At 67.5% G+C, this 14,734-nt stretch carries 18 protein-coding genes; 13 read left to right on the top strand and 5 right to left on the bottom strand.

The annotated features are described in order from the left end of the window. Positions 1 to 67: 67 nt before the first annotated feature. Positions 68 to 391 carry an ATP-dependent Clp protease adapter ClpS gene (gene clpS / locus ACTPOE_RS01935; protein ID WP_458870512.1) on the bottom strand — a complete coding sequence of 108 codons (324 nt, stop codon included), beginning with the start codon at positions 389 to 391 and terminating at the stop codon, positions 68 to 70. A gap of 135 nt (positions 392 to 526) precedes the next feature. On the opposite strand from clpS, the gene ACTPOE_RS01930 reads away from it, so the two are divergent. Together ACTPOE_RS01930 and ACTPOE_RS01925 are read left to right on the top strand one after the other, a co-directional pair. Continuing rightward, the gene (locus tag ACTPOE_RS01930; protein WP_458870511.1) at positions 527 to 766 is read left to right on the top strand and encodes a cold-shock protein; all 240 of its coding nucleotides are present in this window, start codon (positions 527 to 529) and stop codon (positions 764 to 766) included. A gap of 11 nt (positions 767 to 777) precedes the next feature. Continuing rightward, the gene (locus tag ACTPOE_RS01925; protein ID WP_458870510.1) at positions 778 to 1,260 is read left to right on the top strand and encodes a DUF192 domain-containing protein; all 483 of its coding nucleotides are present in this window, start codon (positions 778 to 780) and stop codon (positions 1,258 to 1,260) included. Positions 1,261 to 1,291: 31 nt separating this feature from the next. On the opposite strand, the gene ACTPOE_RS01920 is transcribed toward ACTPOE_RS01925, so the two are convergent. The 3 genes from ACTPOE_RS01920 to xseA all read right to left on the bottom strand — a co-directional run bounded on the left by ACTPOE_RS01920 (position 1,292) and on the right by xseA (position 4,544). Continuing rightward, the gene (locus tag ACTPOE_RS01920) at positions 1,292 to 2,539 is read right to left on the bottom strand and encodes an MFS transporter (protein WP_458870509.1); all 1,248 of its coding nucleotides are present in this window, start codon (positions 2,537 to 2,539) and stop codon (positions 1,292 to 1,294) included. Between the two features lie 114 nt (positions 2,540 to 2,653). Further along, complete coding sequence (sodB, locus tag ACTPOE_RS01915) at positions 2,654 to 3,232, bottom strand: superoxide dismutase [Fe] (protein ID WP_458870508.1); 579 nt, start codon at positions 3,230 to 3,232, stop codon at positions 2,654 to 2,656. Between the two features lie 10 nt (positions 3,233 to 3,242). Further along, the gene (xseA, locus tag ACTPOE_RS01910) at positions 3,243 to 4,544 is read right to left on the bottom strand and encodes an exodeoxyribonuclease VII large subunit (protein WP_458870507.1); all 1,302 of its coding nucleotides are present in this window, start codon (positions 4,542 to 4,544) and stop codon (positions 3,243 to 3,245) included. Between the two features lie 393 nt (positions 4,545 to 4,937). Between xseA and ACTPOE_RS01905 the strand changes: the two genes are divergently transcribed. From ACTPOE_RS01905 to rpsT, 9 genes are all read left to right on the top strand, one after another. Further along, the gene (locus ACTPOE_RS01905) at positions 4,938 to 5,546 is read left to right on the top strand and encodes a MotA/TolQ/ExbB proton channel family protein (RefSeq protein ID WP_458870506.1); all 609 of its coding nucleotides are present in this window, start codon (positions 4,938 to 4,940) and stop codon (positions 5,544 to 5,546) included. Beyond that, positions 5,543 to 5,956, top strand: a complete 414-nt coding sequence (locus tag ACTPOE_RS01900) for an ExbD/TolR family protein (RefSeq protein ID WP_458870505.1) — start codon at positions 5,543 to 5,545, stop codon at positions 5,954 to 5,956. Before ACTPOE_RS01905 ends, ACTPOE_RS01900 begins: the two co-directional genes overlap by 4 nt. 55 nt (positions 5,957 to 6,011) lie before the next feature. Further along, entirely contained in the window at positions 6,012 to 7,082 is a 1,071-nt protein-coding gene (gene lpxK / locus ACTPOE_RS01895; RefSeq protein WP_458870504.1) for a tetraacyldisaccharide 4'-kinase, read from the top strand. A gap of 122 nt (positions 7,083 to 7,204) precedes the next feature. Then, entirely contained in the window at positions 7,205 to 7,390 is a 186-nt protein-coding gene (locus ACTPOE_RS01890) for a Trm112 family protein (RefSeq protein ID WP_458870503.1), read from the top strand. After that, on the top strand, positions 7,387 to 8,169 hold the full coding sequence (gene kdsB, locus ACTPOE_RS01885; protein WP_458870501.1) for a 3-deoxy-manno-octulosonate cytidylyltransferase: 783 nt from the start codon (positions 7,387 to 7,389) through the stop codon (positions 8,167 to 8,169). The genes ACTPOE_RS01890 and kdsB overlap by 4 nt, the downstream gene beginning before the upstream one ends. A 72-nt stretch (positions 8,170 to 8,241) precedes the next feature. After that, on the top strand, positions 8,242 to 8,910 hold the full coding sequence (adk, locus tag ACTPOE_RS01880) for an adenylate kinase (RefSeq protein WP_458870500.1): 669 nt from the start codon (positions 8,242 to 8,244) through the stop codon (positions 8,908 to 8,910). 21 nt (positions 8,911 to 8,931) lie between these two features. Next, positions 8,932 to 9,690: a 3-hydroxyacyl-CoA dehydrogenase gene (locus ACTPOE_RS01875; RefSeq protein WP_458870499.1), complete on the top strand. Its 759-nt coding sequence runs from the start codon at positions 8,932 to 8,934 to the stop codon at positions 9,688 to 9,690. Positions 9,691 to 9,802: 112 nt separating this feature from the next. Then, positions 9,803 to 11,359, top strand: coding sequence for a murein biosynthesis integral membrane protein MurJ (murJ, locus tag ACTPOE_RS01870; RefSeq protein WP_458870498.1), 1,557 nt, complete (start codon positions 9,803 to 9,805; stop codon positions 11,357 to 11,359). A 46-nt stretch (positions 11,360 to 11,405) separates the two neighbouring features. After that, positions 11,406 to 11,669: a 30S ribosomal protein S20 gene (rpsT, locus tag ACTPOE_RS01865; protein ID WP_323025595.1), complete on the top strand. Its 264-nt coding sequence runs from the start codon at positions 11,406 to 11,408 to the stop codon at positions 11,667 to 11,669. Between the two features lie 187 nt (positions 11,670 to 11,856). On the opposite strand, the gene argF is transcribed toward rpsT, so the two are convergent. Then, positions 11,857 to 12,795 (bottom strand): ornithine carbamoyltransferase, encoded by a 939-nt coding sequence (gene argF, locus ACTPOE_RS01860; protein WP_458870496.1) that lies wholly within the window; start codon positions 12,793 to 12,795, stop codon positions 11,857 to 11,859. A gap of 154 nt (positions 12,796 to 12,949) precedes the next feature. On the opposite strand from argF, the gene ACTPOE_RS01855 reads away from it, so the two are divergent. Together ACTPOE_RS01855 and ACTPOE_RS01850 are read left to right on the top strand one after the other, a co-directional pair. Next, a complete protein-coding gene (locus ACTPOE_RS01855; protein ID WP_458870343.1) occupies positions 12,950 to 14,215 on the top strand; it encodes a transposase family protein in 1,266 nt (421 codons plus the stop codon). A 140-nt stretch (positions 14,216 to 14,355) separates the two neighbouring features. Continuing rightward, complete coding sequence (locus tag ACTPOE_RS01850; RefSeq protein ID WP_458870495.1) at positions 14,356 to 14,691, top strand: DUF3579 domain-containing protein; 336 nt, start codon at positions 14,356 to 14,358, stop codon at positions 14,689 to 14,691. Positions 14,692 to 14,734: the final 43 nt, after the last annotated feature.

The following is a 14,734-nucleotide window of genomic DNA, read 5'->3' as shown; positions in this document are numbered from 1 at the left end:
CCGACTTACTCGGCGGTCCCTGAAGGCCGCGCAGACACAAGGTCGGGCGGAGGGAAAAACCGGCACCTCAGAAAAACGGCACGGGCTCCATCAGGCACTGCAGCGGATGCTGATCGGCGTGCGCCAGGTGCAGCACGGCGTCGACCCGGGTGGCCGCCACGTCACGCGTGTAGATGCCGCAGACGCCCCGGCCCTCGTGGTGGACCTGCAGCATGATGCGCTCGGCTTCCTCGCCGCCCTTGTGGAAAACCCGCCGCAGCACATGCACCACGAAATCCATCGGCGTGTAATCATCATTCAGCAGCACGACCTGATACATCGGCGGCGGCGCGAGGCGCACCGGCGCGGCTTCACGCACCAGTTGCTGCTGATTTTGAATATCGGTCGGCATGCGAATCAGAACCTAGTGGTTTCCATAGTTGACTGAATGACGCGGAATTCAGCATGATCGTCGTGTCCCGCAGGCCGCCCTCAGGGGTGACCGGGGTCCGTTCAAACCCCACACTATAGTCGAGAGGCAGTTTGCATGTCGGAATCCATCGAAAACGCCGGAGAGTCACAAAAGCTGACAGGCACGGTCAAATGGTTCAATGATGCCAAGGGCTTTGGCTTCATTACCCCCGACAATGGGGGCGAAGACCTTTTCGCACATTTTTCATCCATCCAGATGAACGGCTTCAAGACCCTGAAAGAAGGGCAGAAGGTCGTTTTCGATATCGCGCAGGGTCCGAAAGGCAAACAAGCCCTCAACATCACCGCCGCCTGAACGGGGCCTGGATGTTCATTTCCATTTTAACGCGATGCGGGGCCCCTGGCGGGCCCCGTCTTTTTGCCTCGAGAAGGACGCTGGCCGCCGCCCTGCTGCTGGCGGCCCCGCTGTGCGGCGGCCCCGCGGCGGCGCAGTCGCCGCCGCCGGCCGTGACGCTGCGCGTCGGCGGCCATGCCATCCAGGCCGAATACGCTGCCACGCCGGAAACCCTGCGCGAAGGGCTGATGCGCCGGACCGCGCTGGCGGCCGACGCCGGCATGCTGTTCGAGCTGGGAGAACCTGACATCCATTGCTTCTGGATGAAGGACACCCTCATCCCCCTGTCCATCGCCTTCATCGACCGGAACGGGCGCATCGTCGATATCCAGGACATGCGGCCGGAAAGCCTGGCCCCGCATTGCCCGCCGGCGCCCATCACCCAGGCCCTGGAAATGAACCTGGGCTGGTTCGCCCGCTCCGGCGTGCGGACGGGCGACCGGATCACACGCTGAGCGGGCGTCCCACTCTCCCGCCCCCCGCCAGTCAGGACGCCGCGTTTTCCCGTTCCGAGGAATCCCGGCCCGCGCGCCCCGCCATCGCGGCCAACGCGGCGAAGGCCAGGACGAGCGGCGTGAAGGACACCCACAGCACCGCATCCCAACCATAGGCCGAGAGCAGTCCGCCCGACGAGAATGAGCCGATCGCCATCAGACCGAACACAATGAAATCGTTGAGCGACTGGACGCGCGTCTTTTCTTCGGGCCTGTGACATTCGAGCACCATGGCCGACGCGCCCAGGAAACCGAAATTCCAGCCCAGGCCCAGAAGAATCAGCGTCGCCCAGAAATGCGGCACGTCCACGCCGCCCAGCCCGATCGCCGCGGACAGACCGGTCAGCACGAGGCCGGCCGCCACCACACGGCCCGCACCCCAGCGCGCGATCAGGCCGCCGGTGAAGAAGCTGGGCCCGTACATGGCGATCACATGCCATTGCAGGCCCCAATTGGCCGACGCCTGGGAATGCCCGCACAGGTGCATCGCCAGCGGCGCGGCGGTCATCAGAAAATTCATCAGCAGGTAGGACACCGCCCCGCAGATCGCCGCGGCGACGAAACGCGGCTGGCGCGCGATTTGCCCCAGTGGCCGACCGCCCGCGATTTCCCGCGCCGTGGGCGGAGGCAGCTTCACGCCCAGCAGGAGGAAGGCGGCCAGCACCGCCACGACGGCCTGCATGAGATAGGTCGCCGCGAACCGGTGCGGCGGCCACAGGTCCATCGTGAAGGTCACCAGCTGTGGCCCCACGACACCCGCGGCCACGCCTCCGGCCATGACGAGCGAGAGCGCGCGGGCGCGTCGTCCGGGTGCGACACCGTCGGCGGCCGCGAAGCGGAACGACAGTACCACGGCCGCATAGCCGCCGCCGAAGAAGGTCGCCAGACAGAACAGCCAGAATCCACCCGCCAGCACCGCGAGCATGGCCAGCAGGCCGGCCAGCGCGCCGGCCCCGGTTCCGGCCAGGAAGGCTGCACGCCGGCCATGTCGCCGTGCGATCGCACCCGCGGGCAGGATGCAGGCCGCCATGCCCACGACGAAGACCGAGACGGGCAAGGTCGCCAGCATCGGCGAAGGCGCCAACTGGTCGCCGACGATGGCGCCCGTGGCATAGACCACGACCGCGTTCGCGCCGGCCAGCGCCTGCGCGATCGCCAGCCGCCAGATGTTTTCGCTCTGGACCTTTTCAGGCAGCAGATCGGGGGAATCGTCCGCCGGAGCGGCGTTGTCGTGGGTCATGTCTCTTCCTGCGATCGAAAAACGGCGGGCGCATCGCTGCGTCCGCCGTTTCTGCGGGGGGCTCCTCGCCCGGATCGGACCGGAACGCGACCGGCAGCCGCGCTCCGCGCCGGATCAGGCCAGGTTGGCCGCCGCGAAGTCCCAGTTCACCAGGTTCCAGAAGTTTTCCAGATACTTGGGACGGGCATTGCGGTAGTCGATATAGTAAGCGTGTTCCCACACGTCACAGGTCAGCAGGGCCTTGTCGGCCGTGTTGACGATGGTGCCGGCGTTGCTGGTGTTGACGATGTCCAGGCCGCCGTCGACCTTCTTCACCAGCCAGGTCCAGCCAGAACCGAAGTTGCCGGCGGCGGACTGGGTGAAGGCGGTCTTGAACGCATCGACGCTGCCCCACTTGGCCTCGATGGCCTGGCGCAGAGCGCCGGATGGTTCGCCGCCGCCCTTGGGCGACAGGCTGTTCCAGTAGAAGGTGTGGTTCCAGACCTGGGCGGCGTTGTTGAACACGCCACCGCTGGACTTGCGGATCACGTCTTCCAGGCTCAGGGAGGCCAGCTCGGTGCCCTCGATCGCCTTGTTCAGATTCGTCACGTAGGCCTGGTGATGCTTGCCATAATGGTATTCCAGCGTTTCCTGGGAAATATGGGGAGCCAGTGCGTCCATCGCGTAGGGCAGCGGCGGCAGAGTAAAAGCCATGACAGTTCCTTCAAAGAAAATCGGCCCGGGTGACCTCGGCCTGGGCGCGGCCCTGGCCGAACTCGATCTCGATGGGCTCATGAATCTTCAAGTCTAACGCATTTTTGACGATTGCCCCGTCGGCCCGGCGGACCAGTGCATAGCCGCGCCCCAGCACCCGGTGCGGATCCAGCGCCCCCAGGGCGGCCAGAACCGCATCCAGCCGCCGATGGCGGCGCTGCAGCAGGCCGTCCAGGCCGGCGGACAGCCGATCCAGTGCCGCCGTCGGGCGATGGCGGCGTTCCCGCAGCAGCCGGTCCAGGCCCGCCTCCAACCGCCTGGCGGCGAACTCCAGGCGCTGGCGCCGCAGCTGCAGGCGCTGGGCCGGGGACACGAGCTGGGCGCGGGCCCGGTCCAGCCGGATGGCTGCGTGCTCCAGGCGCCGTCGCTGGCCCCGGACGAGCAGGTCGCGCGCGGCCTGCAGGCGGCCCAGGATCCGGCTACGATCCTCGCAGCACAACTCGGCCGCCGCCGTCGGCGTGGGCGCACGCAAGTCGGCCACGAAATCGGCGATGGTGAAATCCGTCTCGTGCCCCACTCCGCTGACGACCGGCACCGGACTGGCGACGATGCGGCGCGCCAGGGTTTCGTCATTGAAGCACCACAGGTCCTCCAGACTGCCGCCGCCGCGCACCAGCAGCAGTATGTCGACCTCGGCCCGTCCGGCGGCCAGATCCAGCGCGGCGCACAGCTGCGGCGCGGCGTCACGTCCCTGGACCTGGGCCGGATAGACGACGACCCGCACGTGCGGCGCCCGCCGAGCCATGACCGACAGCACATCGCGCAGGGCGGCCGCCGACAGCGAGGTCACGACCCCCACCGCCCGAGGCAGGGCCGGCAACGGGCGCCGCCGGGCCGGATCGATCAGTCCCTCTTCCGTGAGCCGGTCGCGCAGACGCAGGAAGGCCTCGTGCAGATCACCCCGGCCCGCTCGGCGCAGGGACTCGACCTGCACCTGGTAGTCGCCCCGGGGCTCGTACAGAGAAACCTGAACGCAAAATTCGTAGCGGCCGCCGACTTCGGGGATGAATCCCACTGCCTGGGCGCGCCCCCGGAACATGACCGCGCGCACGGCGGCGGCCTCGTCCTTGATGGAAAAATACCAGTGTCCGGACGCGGCCCGGGTGAAATTGGAAACCTCGCCCGCCACCCACAAACGCGGCACGCCGTTCTCCAGCAGTTGCGCCACCCGGCGATTGAGTTGTGACACGGTCAGGACCGCATCGCCTCCCGAAAAGTCGCCCTCGGCGAGCCTTGGAGCAGAAAAATTCATCGAAACCTATCCACAGAAAGCCCTGATTTGTCAAACCCGCCTGTTTTCGGGCGCATCAGAGGGTCTCATCAAGACCTACTTCAAAAAATACACGTAAGCTATTGATTTCAAATAAATTTGAATTCTATCGCCCGGTGTGCAAAAAATAACCAATCCAGTACGAAGGGTCATGAAACATGCGCGTCCGGACTCTTGTGCACAGAATTATCCACAGAAACTGTGGATACCGGCGGGAAAGCCGCGCCCTGATTCACGCTCAGGCTTGAAAAGCCCCCACGCCGCGCCCTTCGGGCTTGCTGCCCCCCAAGGGGGCGCTTTTTACCTTGGGGCGGCCCGACGGTAAAATACGCATTTGCGCCGATTCCCGGCCCCGCACCTTCAAGGATCAGGACTGTGCTGGACATCATTCACGCGGCCGGCTGGCCGATCTGGCTGCTCGTCGCCACCTCGGTCATCACGCTGGCGATCATCATAGAACGATTCCTGGCCCTGCGCGCCCGCCAGGTCATGCCCGCCGGCCTGCCCGAACAGGTGCTCGAACTCGTGCGCCGCCAGCAGGACGAGCCCGATGCCATCCTGCGCCTGGCGCGCGGCAGCCCCATGGGCCGCATCCTCGCCGAGATCGCCGCTCACCGGCATCAGGACGACGCCTGGCGGCTGGCCGCCGTCGAAGCCGTCGGCCGCGATGTCTCCTGGCGCCTGAACCGCTACCTGCCCGCGCTGGCGACGATTTCCGTAATCGCCCCGCTGCTGGGCCTGTTCGGCACAGTGGTCGGCATGATCGAAATCTTCGGCGCCTACGACCCCACTGGCGGGGACCCGGCCCAGCTGGCCCGCGGCATCTCGATCGCCCTGTACAACACCGGCTTCGGCATCCTGATCGCCATCCCCGCGCTGGCCTTCCACCGGTACTTCCGCTCCCGCGTCGAATACTTCCTGCACACCATGGAACGCGAGGCCGGAACCCTGAACCGCCTGATCAGCCGGCGCGTCGCAACATGAACTTCCACCATCATCGCGCCCACGACGAGCCCGAGATCAACCTGATCCCGCTGATCGATGTGCTGCTGGTGATCCTGATCTTCCTGGCGGCCTCGACCTCATTCACCCGCCACCGCCAGCTGCAGGTCGCCCTGCCCCAAGCCCGGGCCGAAGCGCCGGACACCTCGCCCTTTCTGGAACTGGCGATCAGCCGCGACGGCCTGTATGCGCTGGATGGCCACTACATCGACGCGGCCGACGACGACGCCCTGGCCGACAGCCTGCGCCAAGCGGCTTCCAGTCGGCCGGACGCCGCCCTGCGCATCGACGCCGACGGCCAGGCCACCCACGCCGCCGTGGTCCGCGCCCTGGAAGCCGCCCGCCTGGCTCACATCGGCAAGGTCCACTTCCTGACTCAGGCCCGGCCGTGAGCGTGCCGGGCCGCCCCAAGCGCGAACGCCGGAATACGCGACGCAGGGAAGTCCCATGAGCCGAAGGCTCGAAGACATCATGCTGGCGATCTGGAGCCGCCGCGGGGGCCTCAGCACCCTGCTGCTGCCCCTGTCCTGGCTCTACGGCCTGCTGTCGGCCCGGCGCCTGCGCGCCCAGGCCCGAACCGCCTGGAAAGCCCCGGTGCCTGTCGTGGTGATCGGCAACATCCTGGTCGGCGGCACCGGCAAGACCCCCGTCACGATCGCCGTCTGCCAGGCCCTGCGGGTCCGAGGCTGGCATCCCGGCATCGTCAGCCGGGGCTACGGCGCCGCCGTCGGACCGCGGCCTCGCCTGAGCGGCGGCGGCGCCGCCGCCGCCCGCCTGGGCGACGAGCCCGCGCTGATTCACGCCGCGACCGGGGCGCCGGTCGCGGTCCACCCCAGGCGCGCGCTGGCGGCGGCGGCCCTGCTGGCGGCCCATCCGGACACGGATGTGCTGATCGCCGACGACGGCCTGCAGCACACGGCCCTGGCCCGGGACCTGGAAATCATCGTCCAGGACGGGCGCGGCATCGGCAACGGCCGCCTGCTGCCGGCCGGTCCCCTGCGCGAGCCTTCCGGCCGCCTGACGCGGGCCGACTGGCTCGTCACCCATCTGGCGGCCGACGAGCCCACGCCGCCCGCCTCCGCCATTTCCCCAGTGAACACGGAACATCCCCCTCGCGCCATCGTCATGCGTCTGCGACCGGAAGGCGTCACGCACCTGGCCAGCGGACGCGACCTGTCCTGGGACGCCTGGCGGACCGAACAGGGCCCGGCCCTCTGCTCCGCGGCGGCCGGCATCGGCCGGCCCGAGCGCTTCTTCGCCATGCTGCGCGCCGCCGGCGTCGCACTGTCCCACACTCTGCGCGTCCCCGACCATCAGGCGATCCCGGCGGTCACGCTAAGGAGCCTGCCTCCCGGCCCGATCCTGATCACCCCCAAGGACGCCGTGAAATGCGCCGCCCCACATGATCCTCGCCTGTGGGCCGTGCGGGCGGTCCCGGTCTTTTCCGACCCGGGCTGGCTGGACGACCTCGACCATGCGCTGCGGACCGCCGCGCGCGAACGAACCGTCGGCGCATGAGCCGGCGCCGGCAAACGGCCAGCGCGGACAGCCCCTTTCCGCCGCATGGAAACCGGCCGCACAAGCACGGCGGCAGGCATTACACTCTAAGCTTCGCCATCTCTCCCGGATCACGCCCGCCCATGGAAACCCGCCTGCTGCAGATCCTAGTCTGCCCCGTATGCAAGAGCGCGCTGCGCCACGACCGCGAACGCCAGGAACTGGTCTGCGCCGCCGACCGCCTGGCCTATCCCATCCGCGACGGCGTGCCCATCATGCTGCCCTCCGAAGCCCGCTCGCTGGATGCGGCGTCGGCGCCGGCCGCATGAGCTTCACCGTCGTCGTCCCGGCACGCGCAGCGTCCACCCGCCTGCCCGGCAAGCCGCTGCTCGACCTGGGCGGCCTGCCGATGGTGGTGCGCACCGCGCGGCAGGCCGCCCGCTCGGCGGCGAACCGGGTCCTGATCGCCACCGACCACGCCGACATCGTCCGCGCCGCGGCCGAACACGGTATCGAAGTCCTGATGACGCGCCCGGATCATCCCACCGGCACCGACCGCCTGTCCGAAGTCGCCACGAGGCTGGGACTGGACGACGACGCCGTCGTGGTCAACGTCCAGGGCGACGAGCCGCTGATCGACCCCGCCCTGATCGACGCCGTGGCGGCCCTGCTGGCACGGCACCCCGACGCCGCCATCGCCACCTGCGCGGCACCGATCCTCGACGCCGAAACCCTCTTCGACCCGAACGCGGTGAAGGTCGTGCGCGGCGCCGACGATCGCGCCCTGTATTTTTCCCGCGCACCCATTCCCTGGGCACGCGACGCGCTGACCGATGGCCGGCGGCGCCTGGCCCCCGGCCTGCCGGCCTGGCTGCACATCGGCCTGTACGCCTACCGCGCCGGTTTCCTGAGGCAATTTCCGGAACTCCCCCCGGGGCGGCTCGAACGCGTCGAATCCCTGGAACAGCTGCGCGCCCTGGAACAGGGCTTTCCCATCCTGGTCCACGCCGCCGACGCCGTTCCGGCGCGCGGGGTGGACACACCCGAGGACCTGGCCCGGGTGCGCGCCCTGTTCGAAAACGGAGAACCGCCGCTCGCATCGGCCTGAATCCCTGCAGGATCTGCTGCATTGCGGCATAATCGGAAAAATTTCAAAAATAGTGATTGATCGGAGGAAATCATGCGTTTGATTCTGCTAGGCCCCCCGGGAGCGGGCAAGGGCACCCAGGCGGCCTACATCACTGAAGCGTTCGGCATCCCGCAGATTTCGACCGGCGACATGCTGCGCGCGGCGGTCAAGGCACAGACTCCGCTCGGACTGGAAGCCAAGAAGATCATGGACAGCGGCGGCCTGGTCTCCGATGACATCATCATCGGCCTGGTGCAGGACCGCCTGCGGCAGCCCGACTGCCAGGCTGGCTATCTGTTCGACGGCTTCCCGCGCACCATTCCCCAGGCCGACGCCCTGAAAAACGCCCGCGTGCCGCTGGATTATGTGATCGAGATCACCGTCCCCGAGGAAAACATCATCGAACGCATGAGCGGCAGGCGCGTGCACGTGGCCAGCGGCCGCACCTACCATATCAAGTTCAACCCGCCCAAGCGCGAAGGCCTGGACGACGAGACCGGCGAGCCGCTGATCCAGCGCGATGACGACCGCGAGGAAACCGTCCGCCACCGCCTGTCGGTCTACCGCGACCAGACCCGTCCGCTGGTGGACTACTACTCCAGCTGGGCGGCCGCCGGCGCGGCCGAGGCGCCCCGCTACGCCCAGATCTCGGGCGTGGGCTCGGTCGACGAGATCCGCGACCGCATTCTCGACATCCTGCGCGCGCATCACGCCGCCTGACCGCCACCACCGGACATCGCCATGGACATCCGCAATCAAGTCATCCTCATCACCGGCGGAGCCTCGGGCCTGGGGGCGGGCACGGCCCGCGCCCTGACCGCCCAGGGCGCCCGCGTGGTCCTGGCCGATGTCCAGGACGAAGCCGGCCGGACCCTGGCCGCCGAGCTCGGCCAGACCTATGTCCACTGCGACGTCACCGCCGAAGCCGACGCCCAGGCGGCCGTGGACGCCGCCACGGCGCAGGGCACGCTGCGCGGCCTGGTCAATTGCGCCGGCATCGCACCCGCCTCGCGCATCGTCGGCAAGAACGGTCCGCACGAGCTGTCCCTGTTCCGCCGCGTGATCGATATCAACCTGGTCGGCTCCTTCAACATGGCCCGGCTGGCCGCCCAGGCCATGTCGTCCAACGAACCGCAGGCCACCGGCGAGCGCGGCGTGCTCGTCAACACGGCCTCGGTCGCAGCCTACGACGGCCAGATCGGCCAAGCCGCCTACGCCGCCTCCAAGGCCGGCATCGTCGGCATGACCCTGGCCATCGCGCGCGACCTGTCACGCCTGGGCATCCGCTGCATGACCATCGCTCCGGGCATCTTCGGCACTCCCATGATGTTCGGCATGCCCCAGGAAGTCCAGGATTCCCTGGCGGCCAGCGTACCCTTCCCCCCCCGCCTGGGCCGTCCCGAAGACTACGCCAAGCTGGTGCTCTCGATCTTCGAGAACGACATGCTCAATGGCGAGACCATCCGCCTGGACGGCGCCATCCGCATGGCGCCTAAGTAATGCCCCCACGCTGCGCAGCCTACGGCCGCTTGCTGCCCCCCGAGGGGGCGCTTTTTGCCTTGGGGCGGCCCGGCGGCAAAAAGGCCTACACGACGCGCAGCCTGCCTGTGACATGAGCCTTCTTCGTTCGGCCGCGACCATCAGCGGCCTGACCCTGTTTTCCCGTGTCACCGGCATGCTGCGCGACGTGCTCATCGCGTCGATGTACGGCGCCGGGCCGCTCACGGACGCGTTCTGGGTCGCCTTCCGCATCCCCAACCTGCTGCGCCGCCTGTTCGCCGAAGGCGCTTTTTCCCAGGCCTTCGTCCCCATCCTGGGCGAAGCCCGCCAGCGCGGCGACCATGAGTCGCTGCGGCGCCTGCTGGACCGGGTGGCCCTGCTGCTGTTCATCGCCCTGTGCGGCGTGACGCTGGCCGGCATGCTCGGGGCCGCCTGGGTCGTCACCGCCATGGCCAGCGGCATGCGCAACGCCGCCCGCGCCCACGAATTCGGCGAGGCCGTGTGGATGACCCGGATGATGTTCCCCTACATCGTCTGCATGTCGCTGGTGGCCTTCGCCTCGGGCGTGCTCAACACTTTCGGCCGCTTCGCCGTCCCGGCCTTCACCCCGGTCCTGCTGAACCTGTCGATGATCGGCACCAGCCTGCTGCTGTCCGGCCGCATGGCCGAGCCCATCCACGCCCTGGCGGCGGGGGTCATGATCGGCGGGCTGCTGCAGCTGGCCGTGCAATGGGCCGCCCTGGGTCGCCTGAACCTGCTGCCGCGCTGGGGCCAGGGCCTGCGGGCGGCATGGCGGGACCCGACGGTACGCCGCATCCTGCGGCAGATGCTGCCCGCCACCCTGGGGGTCTCGGTCGCCCAGCTGTCCCTCCTGATCAACACCAATATCGCCACATGGCTCGCCCCCGGCAGCGTCACTTGGCTGTCCTTCGCCGACAGGCTGATGGAGTTCCCCACCGCTCTGCTGGGCGTGGCCCTGGGCACGGTGCTGCTGCCCAGCCTGTCGGTCGCCCACGCCCGCCAGGACCACGCCGCCTACAATGCCCTGCTGGACTGGGGCCTGCGCCTCGTGCTGCTGCTGGGCCTGCCGGCCGCGCTGGGCATGGCCCTGCTGTCCGATGGGCTGGTCGCGGTCCTGTTCAACTACGGCGCCTTTTCCCCCGCCGACGTGGCCCAGACCCGGCTGGCCGTCGTGGCTTACTCGGTCGGCCTGCTCGGCCTGCTGGCGATCAAGATTCTGGCTCCCGGCTTCTACGCCAAGCAGGACATCCGCACCCCGGTGCGCATCGCCATCGCCGTGCTGGTGTTCACCCAGTTGATGAATCTGGTCCTGGTGCCCTGGCTGGCCCACGCCGGACTCGCCCTGTCCATCGGGCTGGGCGCCAGCGCCAACGCACTGACCCTGGTGGTCCTGCTGCGCCGCCGGGGCCTGTACACGCCCCTGGCCGGCTGGCCCCGTTTCTGCCTGCGCCTGCTGCCGGCCCTGGCCGCCCTGGGCGGGGTGCTGGTGGCCGCCGACCACCGCCTGAATTGGATCGCCCTGGGCGCCCACCCGGGCACTCGCGCCGCCTGGCTGGCGGCGGTCCTGGCCCTGGCTGTCCTGGCCTATTTCAGCGCCTTGTTTTTATTCGGTTTTCGCCCGAAAGACTTTACACGCCGGCGCGCATAGGCTAGAATCGCTGTCTTTGACGCAACCCCGAATACAGATAATCTTTATGGCCAATTCCGCCCAAGCCCGCAAGCGCGCCCGCCAGGCCGTCGCTCACAACAAACACAACGCCAGCATGCGTTCGATGCTGCGCACCGCCATCAAGCGCGTGCGCCAAGCCATCGAAGCCGGCGATCAGACCGCCGCCAACGAAGTCTTCCGCAAAGCCAGCAGCGTCATCGACCGCGTGGCCGACAAGCAGATCATCCACAAGAATAAGGCCGCTCGCCACAAGAGCCGCCTGTCGGCTGCGATCAAGGCCCTGGCCTGATCCAGGCCCCGAGGGGCTTGCGCCAGGAAAAGGACGCTTCGGCGTCCTTTTCGTTTTTTCTACGCGGATCCGCTCGACACGGAGAGAGCTCTCTTCATCAACCGTGGCATCTCTCCACCTCGCGCCTTGCAAGGCGCTCGGATTCGCCAGGCACGGGCCAGTCCGCAGGGGCTGGCCCGTGCCTGGCTCATCCCAATCGCCCCAGCAGCAGGAACTCCATCAGCGCCTTCTGCACGTGCAGACGGTTTTCCGCTTCGTCCCATACCACGCTCTGCGGGCCGTCGATGACCTCGCCGGTAACTTCCTCGCCCCGGTGCGCCGGCAGGCAATGCATGAACAGCGCGTCGGGGTTGGCGGCCGCCATCATGCGGGCGTCCACGCACCAGTCGGCGAAGGCCAGGCGCCGGGCCTCGTTCTCGGCTTCGTAGCCCATGCTGGTCCAGACATCCGTCGTGACCAGGTCCGCGCCCTGGCAGGCTTCCAGAGGATCATCGAATTCGCGCAGGATGGATGGCGGCTGGCTGCCCACGCGCAGCGAATCCAGGCGGTAACCGGCCGGCGCCGATACATGCAGCGTGAAGCCCAGCAGTTCGGCCGCCTGCAGCCAGGTGTAGGACATGTTGTTGGCGTCGCCGATCCAGGCGACCGTCTTGCCCCGGATCGGGCCGCGATGCTCGATGAAGGTCAGGATATCGGCCAGGATCTGGCAGGGGTGGTATTCGTTGGTCAGGCCGTTGATGACTGGAACCCGCGAATGGGCTGCGAAGCGCTCGATGCGGGTCTGCTCGAAGGTCCGGATCATCACCAGGTCAACCATGCGCGACACCACGCGGGCGGTGTCCTCGATGGGTTCGGCGCGGCCGAGCTGGGAGCCTTCGGTGGTCAGGTAGATCACCGAACCGCCCAGCTGGTACATGCCGGCCTCGAACGATACCCTGGTGCGGGTACTGGCCTTTTCGAACACCATGGCCAGATTGCGGTCGTGCAGCGTGTGATGCGGCAGGTAGCGTTTGAATTTGTCCTTGATGAGGCGCGCCCGGTCGATGACGTAGAGGATCTCGTCCTCGGAAAAATCACGCAATTGCAGAAAATGACGCAAAGGCCCGGTCGGATTGGCGGCAGACATGTCAAACCCTGAGTAAAACGATCATATTACCGTGCGCCCGGAGCGCGCGCAAAACCCTAGCCCTGTCCAATATCAGATGAGTCTGAAGGGGGCCTGGTGATTCCAACATCAGATGAGTCTGGAGCTTTGGCCGCGGGTCGTCGATCATCGGGAGATGATCTTGACCTTACACGACGAACGGCTCACCAGCCTGGAGAGCCTGGAACAATTCCTGGCCGGCACCGCTGGCCTGGAGCCACAGGTCGCCGCTGGCACCCAAGCGCAGCGCCAGGTGCACGTCCTGTCGGTGCTGCAGCGCTTTCGATACCCCTCGCTCACTCGCGTCCAGAAGGGACTGGTCATCCGCTACCTGCTCGCGACCAGTGGCTACTCACGCCAGCACCTGAGCCGATTGATCGCCCGATTCCGCGATCACACCCCGCTTGGGCAGCGCCACGCGCCCGCGCACGGCTTTACGCGCCGCTACACCGAGGGGGACATCACCGCGCTGGCCAGGCTCGATGCCCTGCACGAGAACCTGAGCGGGGCGGCCACTCGCCACCTGTGCCAACGCGCCTGGCTGGTCTACGGCGACGCGCGCTATGAGCGCCTGGCCACGATCTCCGTCTCCCACCTGTACAACCTACGCCACCAGGCGCGCTACCGGCAGACGCGCGGCCACTGGGAGCCGACCCGACCCAGCCGAGCCGTCTCCATCGCGATCAGGAAGGCCCCCGAGCCCGCAGGCCGCGCAGGCTTCATTCGCATCGACAGCGTGCACCAGGGCGACTACGACGGCATCAAGGGCGTGTACTACATCGACGCCGTGGATTGCATCACCCAGTGGCAGGTCGTCGCCTGTTGCGAACGCATCTCCGAGGCGTTCCTGCTGCCCGTGCTCGAACAGATGCTCGCCTGCTTCCCGTTTCGCATCCGCGGGGTTCATGCCGATAACGGCGGCGAATACATCAACCACCGCGTGGCCGCCCTGCTCGACAAGCTGAACGCCGAGTTCACCAAGTCCAGGCCCCGCCACACCAACGACAATGCCCTGGTCGAGGCCAAGAACGGCGTGGTCATCCGGCGCACCTTCGGCTACGCCCACATCCCGCAAAAGCACGCCCGGCCCATCAACGCGTTCTGTGAGCAGCACCTCGTGCCCTACCTGAACATGCACCGCCCTTGCCTGTTCCCCGAACAGACGATCGATGCCAAAGGCAAGATCCGCACCACCTACCCTCAAGCGCTCGTGCGAACCCCGCTGGAGAAGCTGCACAGTCTGCCGGCGCCTGCCCGTGGGCTCAAGCCCGGTATCACCCTACAGAGCCTGCTCATCCAGGCGCGGGCCATGAGTGATAATGAAGCCGCCGAACAGCTGCAAAAGGCACGCTCGGCGCTGTTTGCAACCATCCATCGACGATCCGCCGCCAAGGCCGCCTGAACAGCCTGTTCTCTGCAAGTTCAGACTCATCTACGGTTTGGAAAAGACTACCCTGGCATCCCCGATCGGATACAATGCGCGGCGAAGGGGATGTCGCACAGCCTTTATCGAGGGCCGTGTCCCCTCTTTGGAATCACCACATGAGCGCCCCTGTCCAGCATTTGATCATCCACGGCAAGACCCTGGAGGGCCAGCGGTTTCGACCCAGCGACTGGGCCGAACGCCTGGCGGGAGTCCTGTCCCAGTTCCGGCCGGCCGGTTCCATCGCCAACCCCTTGTCCTATTCCCCCTACGCCATGCCGCGCACCCTGAACGGCCTGCCCTGCGTGATGATCGACCACCGCCTGCGCCAACTGGAGCCGCTGGCCTGGAAGTTCGCCTGCGACTTCGCCGACAGCAACCGGCTGCAGACTACGGACACTGCCGAGCGCATCGACGGCGAGGACATCGCGCCCCCGGCATCATCGGCGGCCTGAAACGCCGGCCCTTCCCCCGCCCTTCCGCACCACAAGACGCCTC

The sequence above is a fragment of the Castellaniella sp. WN genome (genome assembly GCF_054457555.1).
The sequence above is the reverse complement of the archived record's forward strand: the minus strand, read 5'-3'. Positions and strand labels throughout refer to the sequence as shown.

Coding starts and splice junctions, on each gene's coding strand:
- xseA (WP_458870507.1), bottom strand. CDS start 4,544: ATGAATTTTTCTGCTCCAAGGCTCGCCGAGGGCGACTTTTCGGGAGGC.
- ACTPOE_RS01890 (WP_458870503.1), top strand. CDS start 7,205: ATGGAAACCCGCCTGCTGCAGATCCTAGTCTGCCCCGTATGCAAGAGC.
- ACTPOE_RS01850 (WP_458870495.1), top strand. CDS start 14,356: ATGAGCGCCCCTGTCCAGCATTTGATCATCCACGGCAAGACCCTGGAG.
- kdsB (WP_458870501.1), top strand. CDS start 7,387: ATGAGCTTCACCGTCGTCGTCCCGGCACGCGCAGCGTCCACCCGCCTG.
- sodB (WP_458870508.1), bottom strand. CDS start 3,232: ATGGCTTTTACTCTGCCGCCGCTGCCCTACGCGATGGACGCACTGGCT.
- ACTPOE_RS01875 (WP_458870499.1), top strand. CDS start 8,932: ATGGACATCCGCAATCAAGTCATCCTCATCACCGGCGGAGCCTCGGGC.
- argF (WP_458870496.1), bottom strand. CDS start 12,795: ATGTCTGCCGCCAATCCGACCGGGCCTTTGCGTCATTTTCTGCAATTG.
- ACTPOE_RS01930 (WP_458870511.1), top strand. CDS start 527: ATGTCGGAATCCATCGAAAACGCCGGAGAGTCACAAAAGCTGACAGGC.
- ACTPOE_RS01920 (WP_458870509.1), bottom strand. CDS start 2,539: ATGACCCACGACAACGCCGCTCCGGCGGACGATTCCCCCGATCTGCTG.
- clpS (WP_458870512.1), bottom strand. CDS start 391: ATGCCGACCGATATTCAAAATCAGCAGCAACTGGTGCGTGAAGCCGCG.
- ACTPOE_RS01925 (WP_458870510.1), top strand. CDS start 778: ATGTTCATTTCCATTTTAACGCGATGCGGGGCCCCTGGCGGGCCCCGT.
- rpsT (WP_323025595.1), top strand. CDS start 11,406: ATGGCCAATTCCGCCCAAGCCCGCAAGCGCGCCCGCCAGGCCGTCGCT.
- murJ (WP_458870498.1), top strand. CDS start 9,803: ATGAGCCTTCTTCGTTCGGCCGCGACCATCAGCGGCCTGACCCTGTTT.
- adk (WP_458870500.1), top strand. CDS start 8,242: ATGCGTTTGATTCTGCTAGGCCCCCCGGGAGCGGGCAAGGGCACCCAG.
- lpxK (WP_458870504.1), top strand. CDS start 6,012: ATGAGCCGAAGGCTCGAAGACATCATGCTGGCGATCTGGAGCCGCCGC.
- ACTPOE_RS01855 (WP_458870343.1), top strand. CDS start 12,950: ATGATCTTGACCTTACACGACGAACGGCTCACCAGCCTGGAGAGCCTG.
- ACTPOE_RS01900 (WP_458870505.1), top strand. CDS start 5,543: ATGAACTTCCACCATCATCGCGCCCACGACGAGCCCGAGATCAACCTG.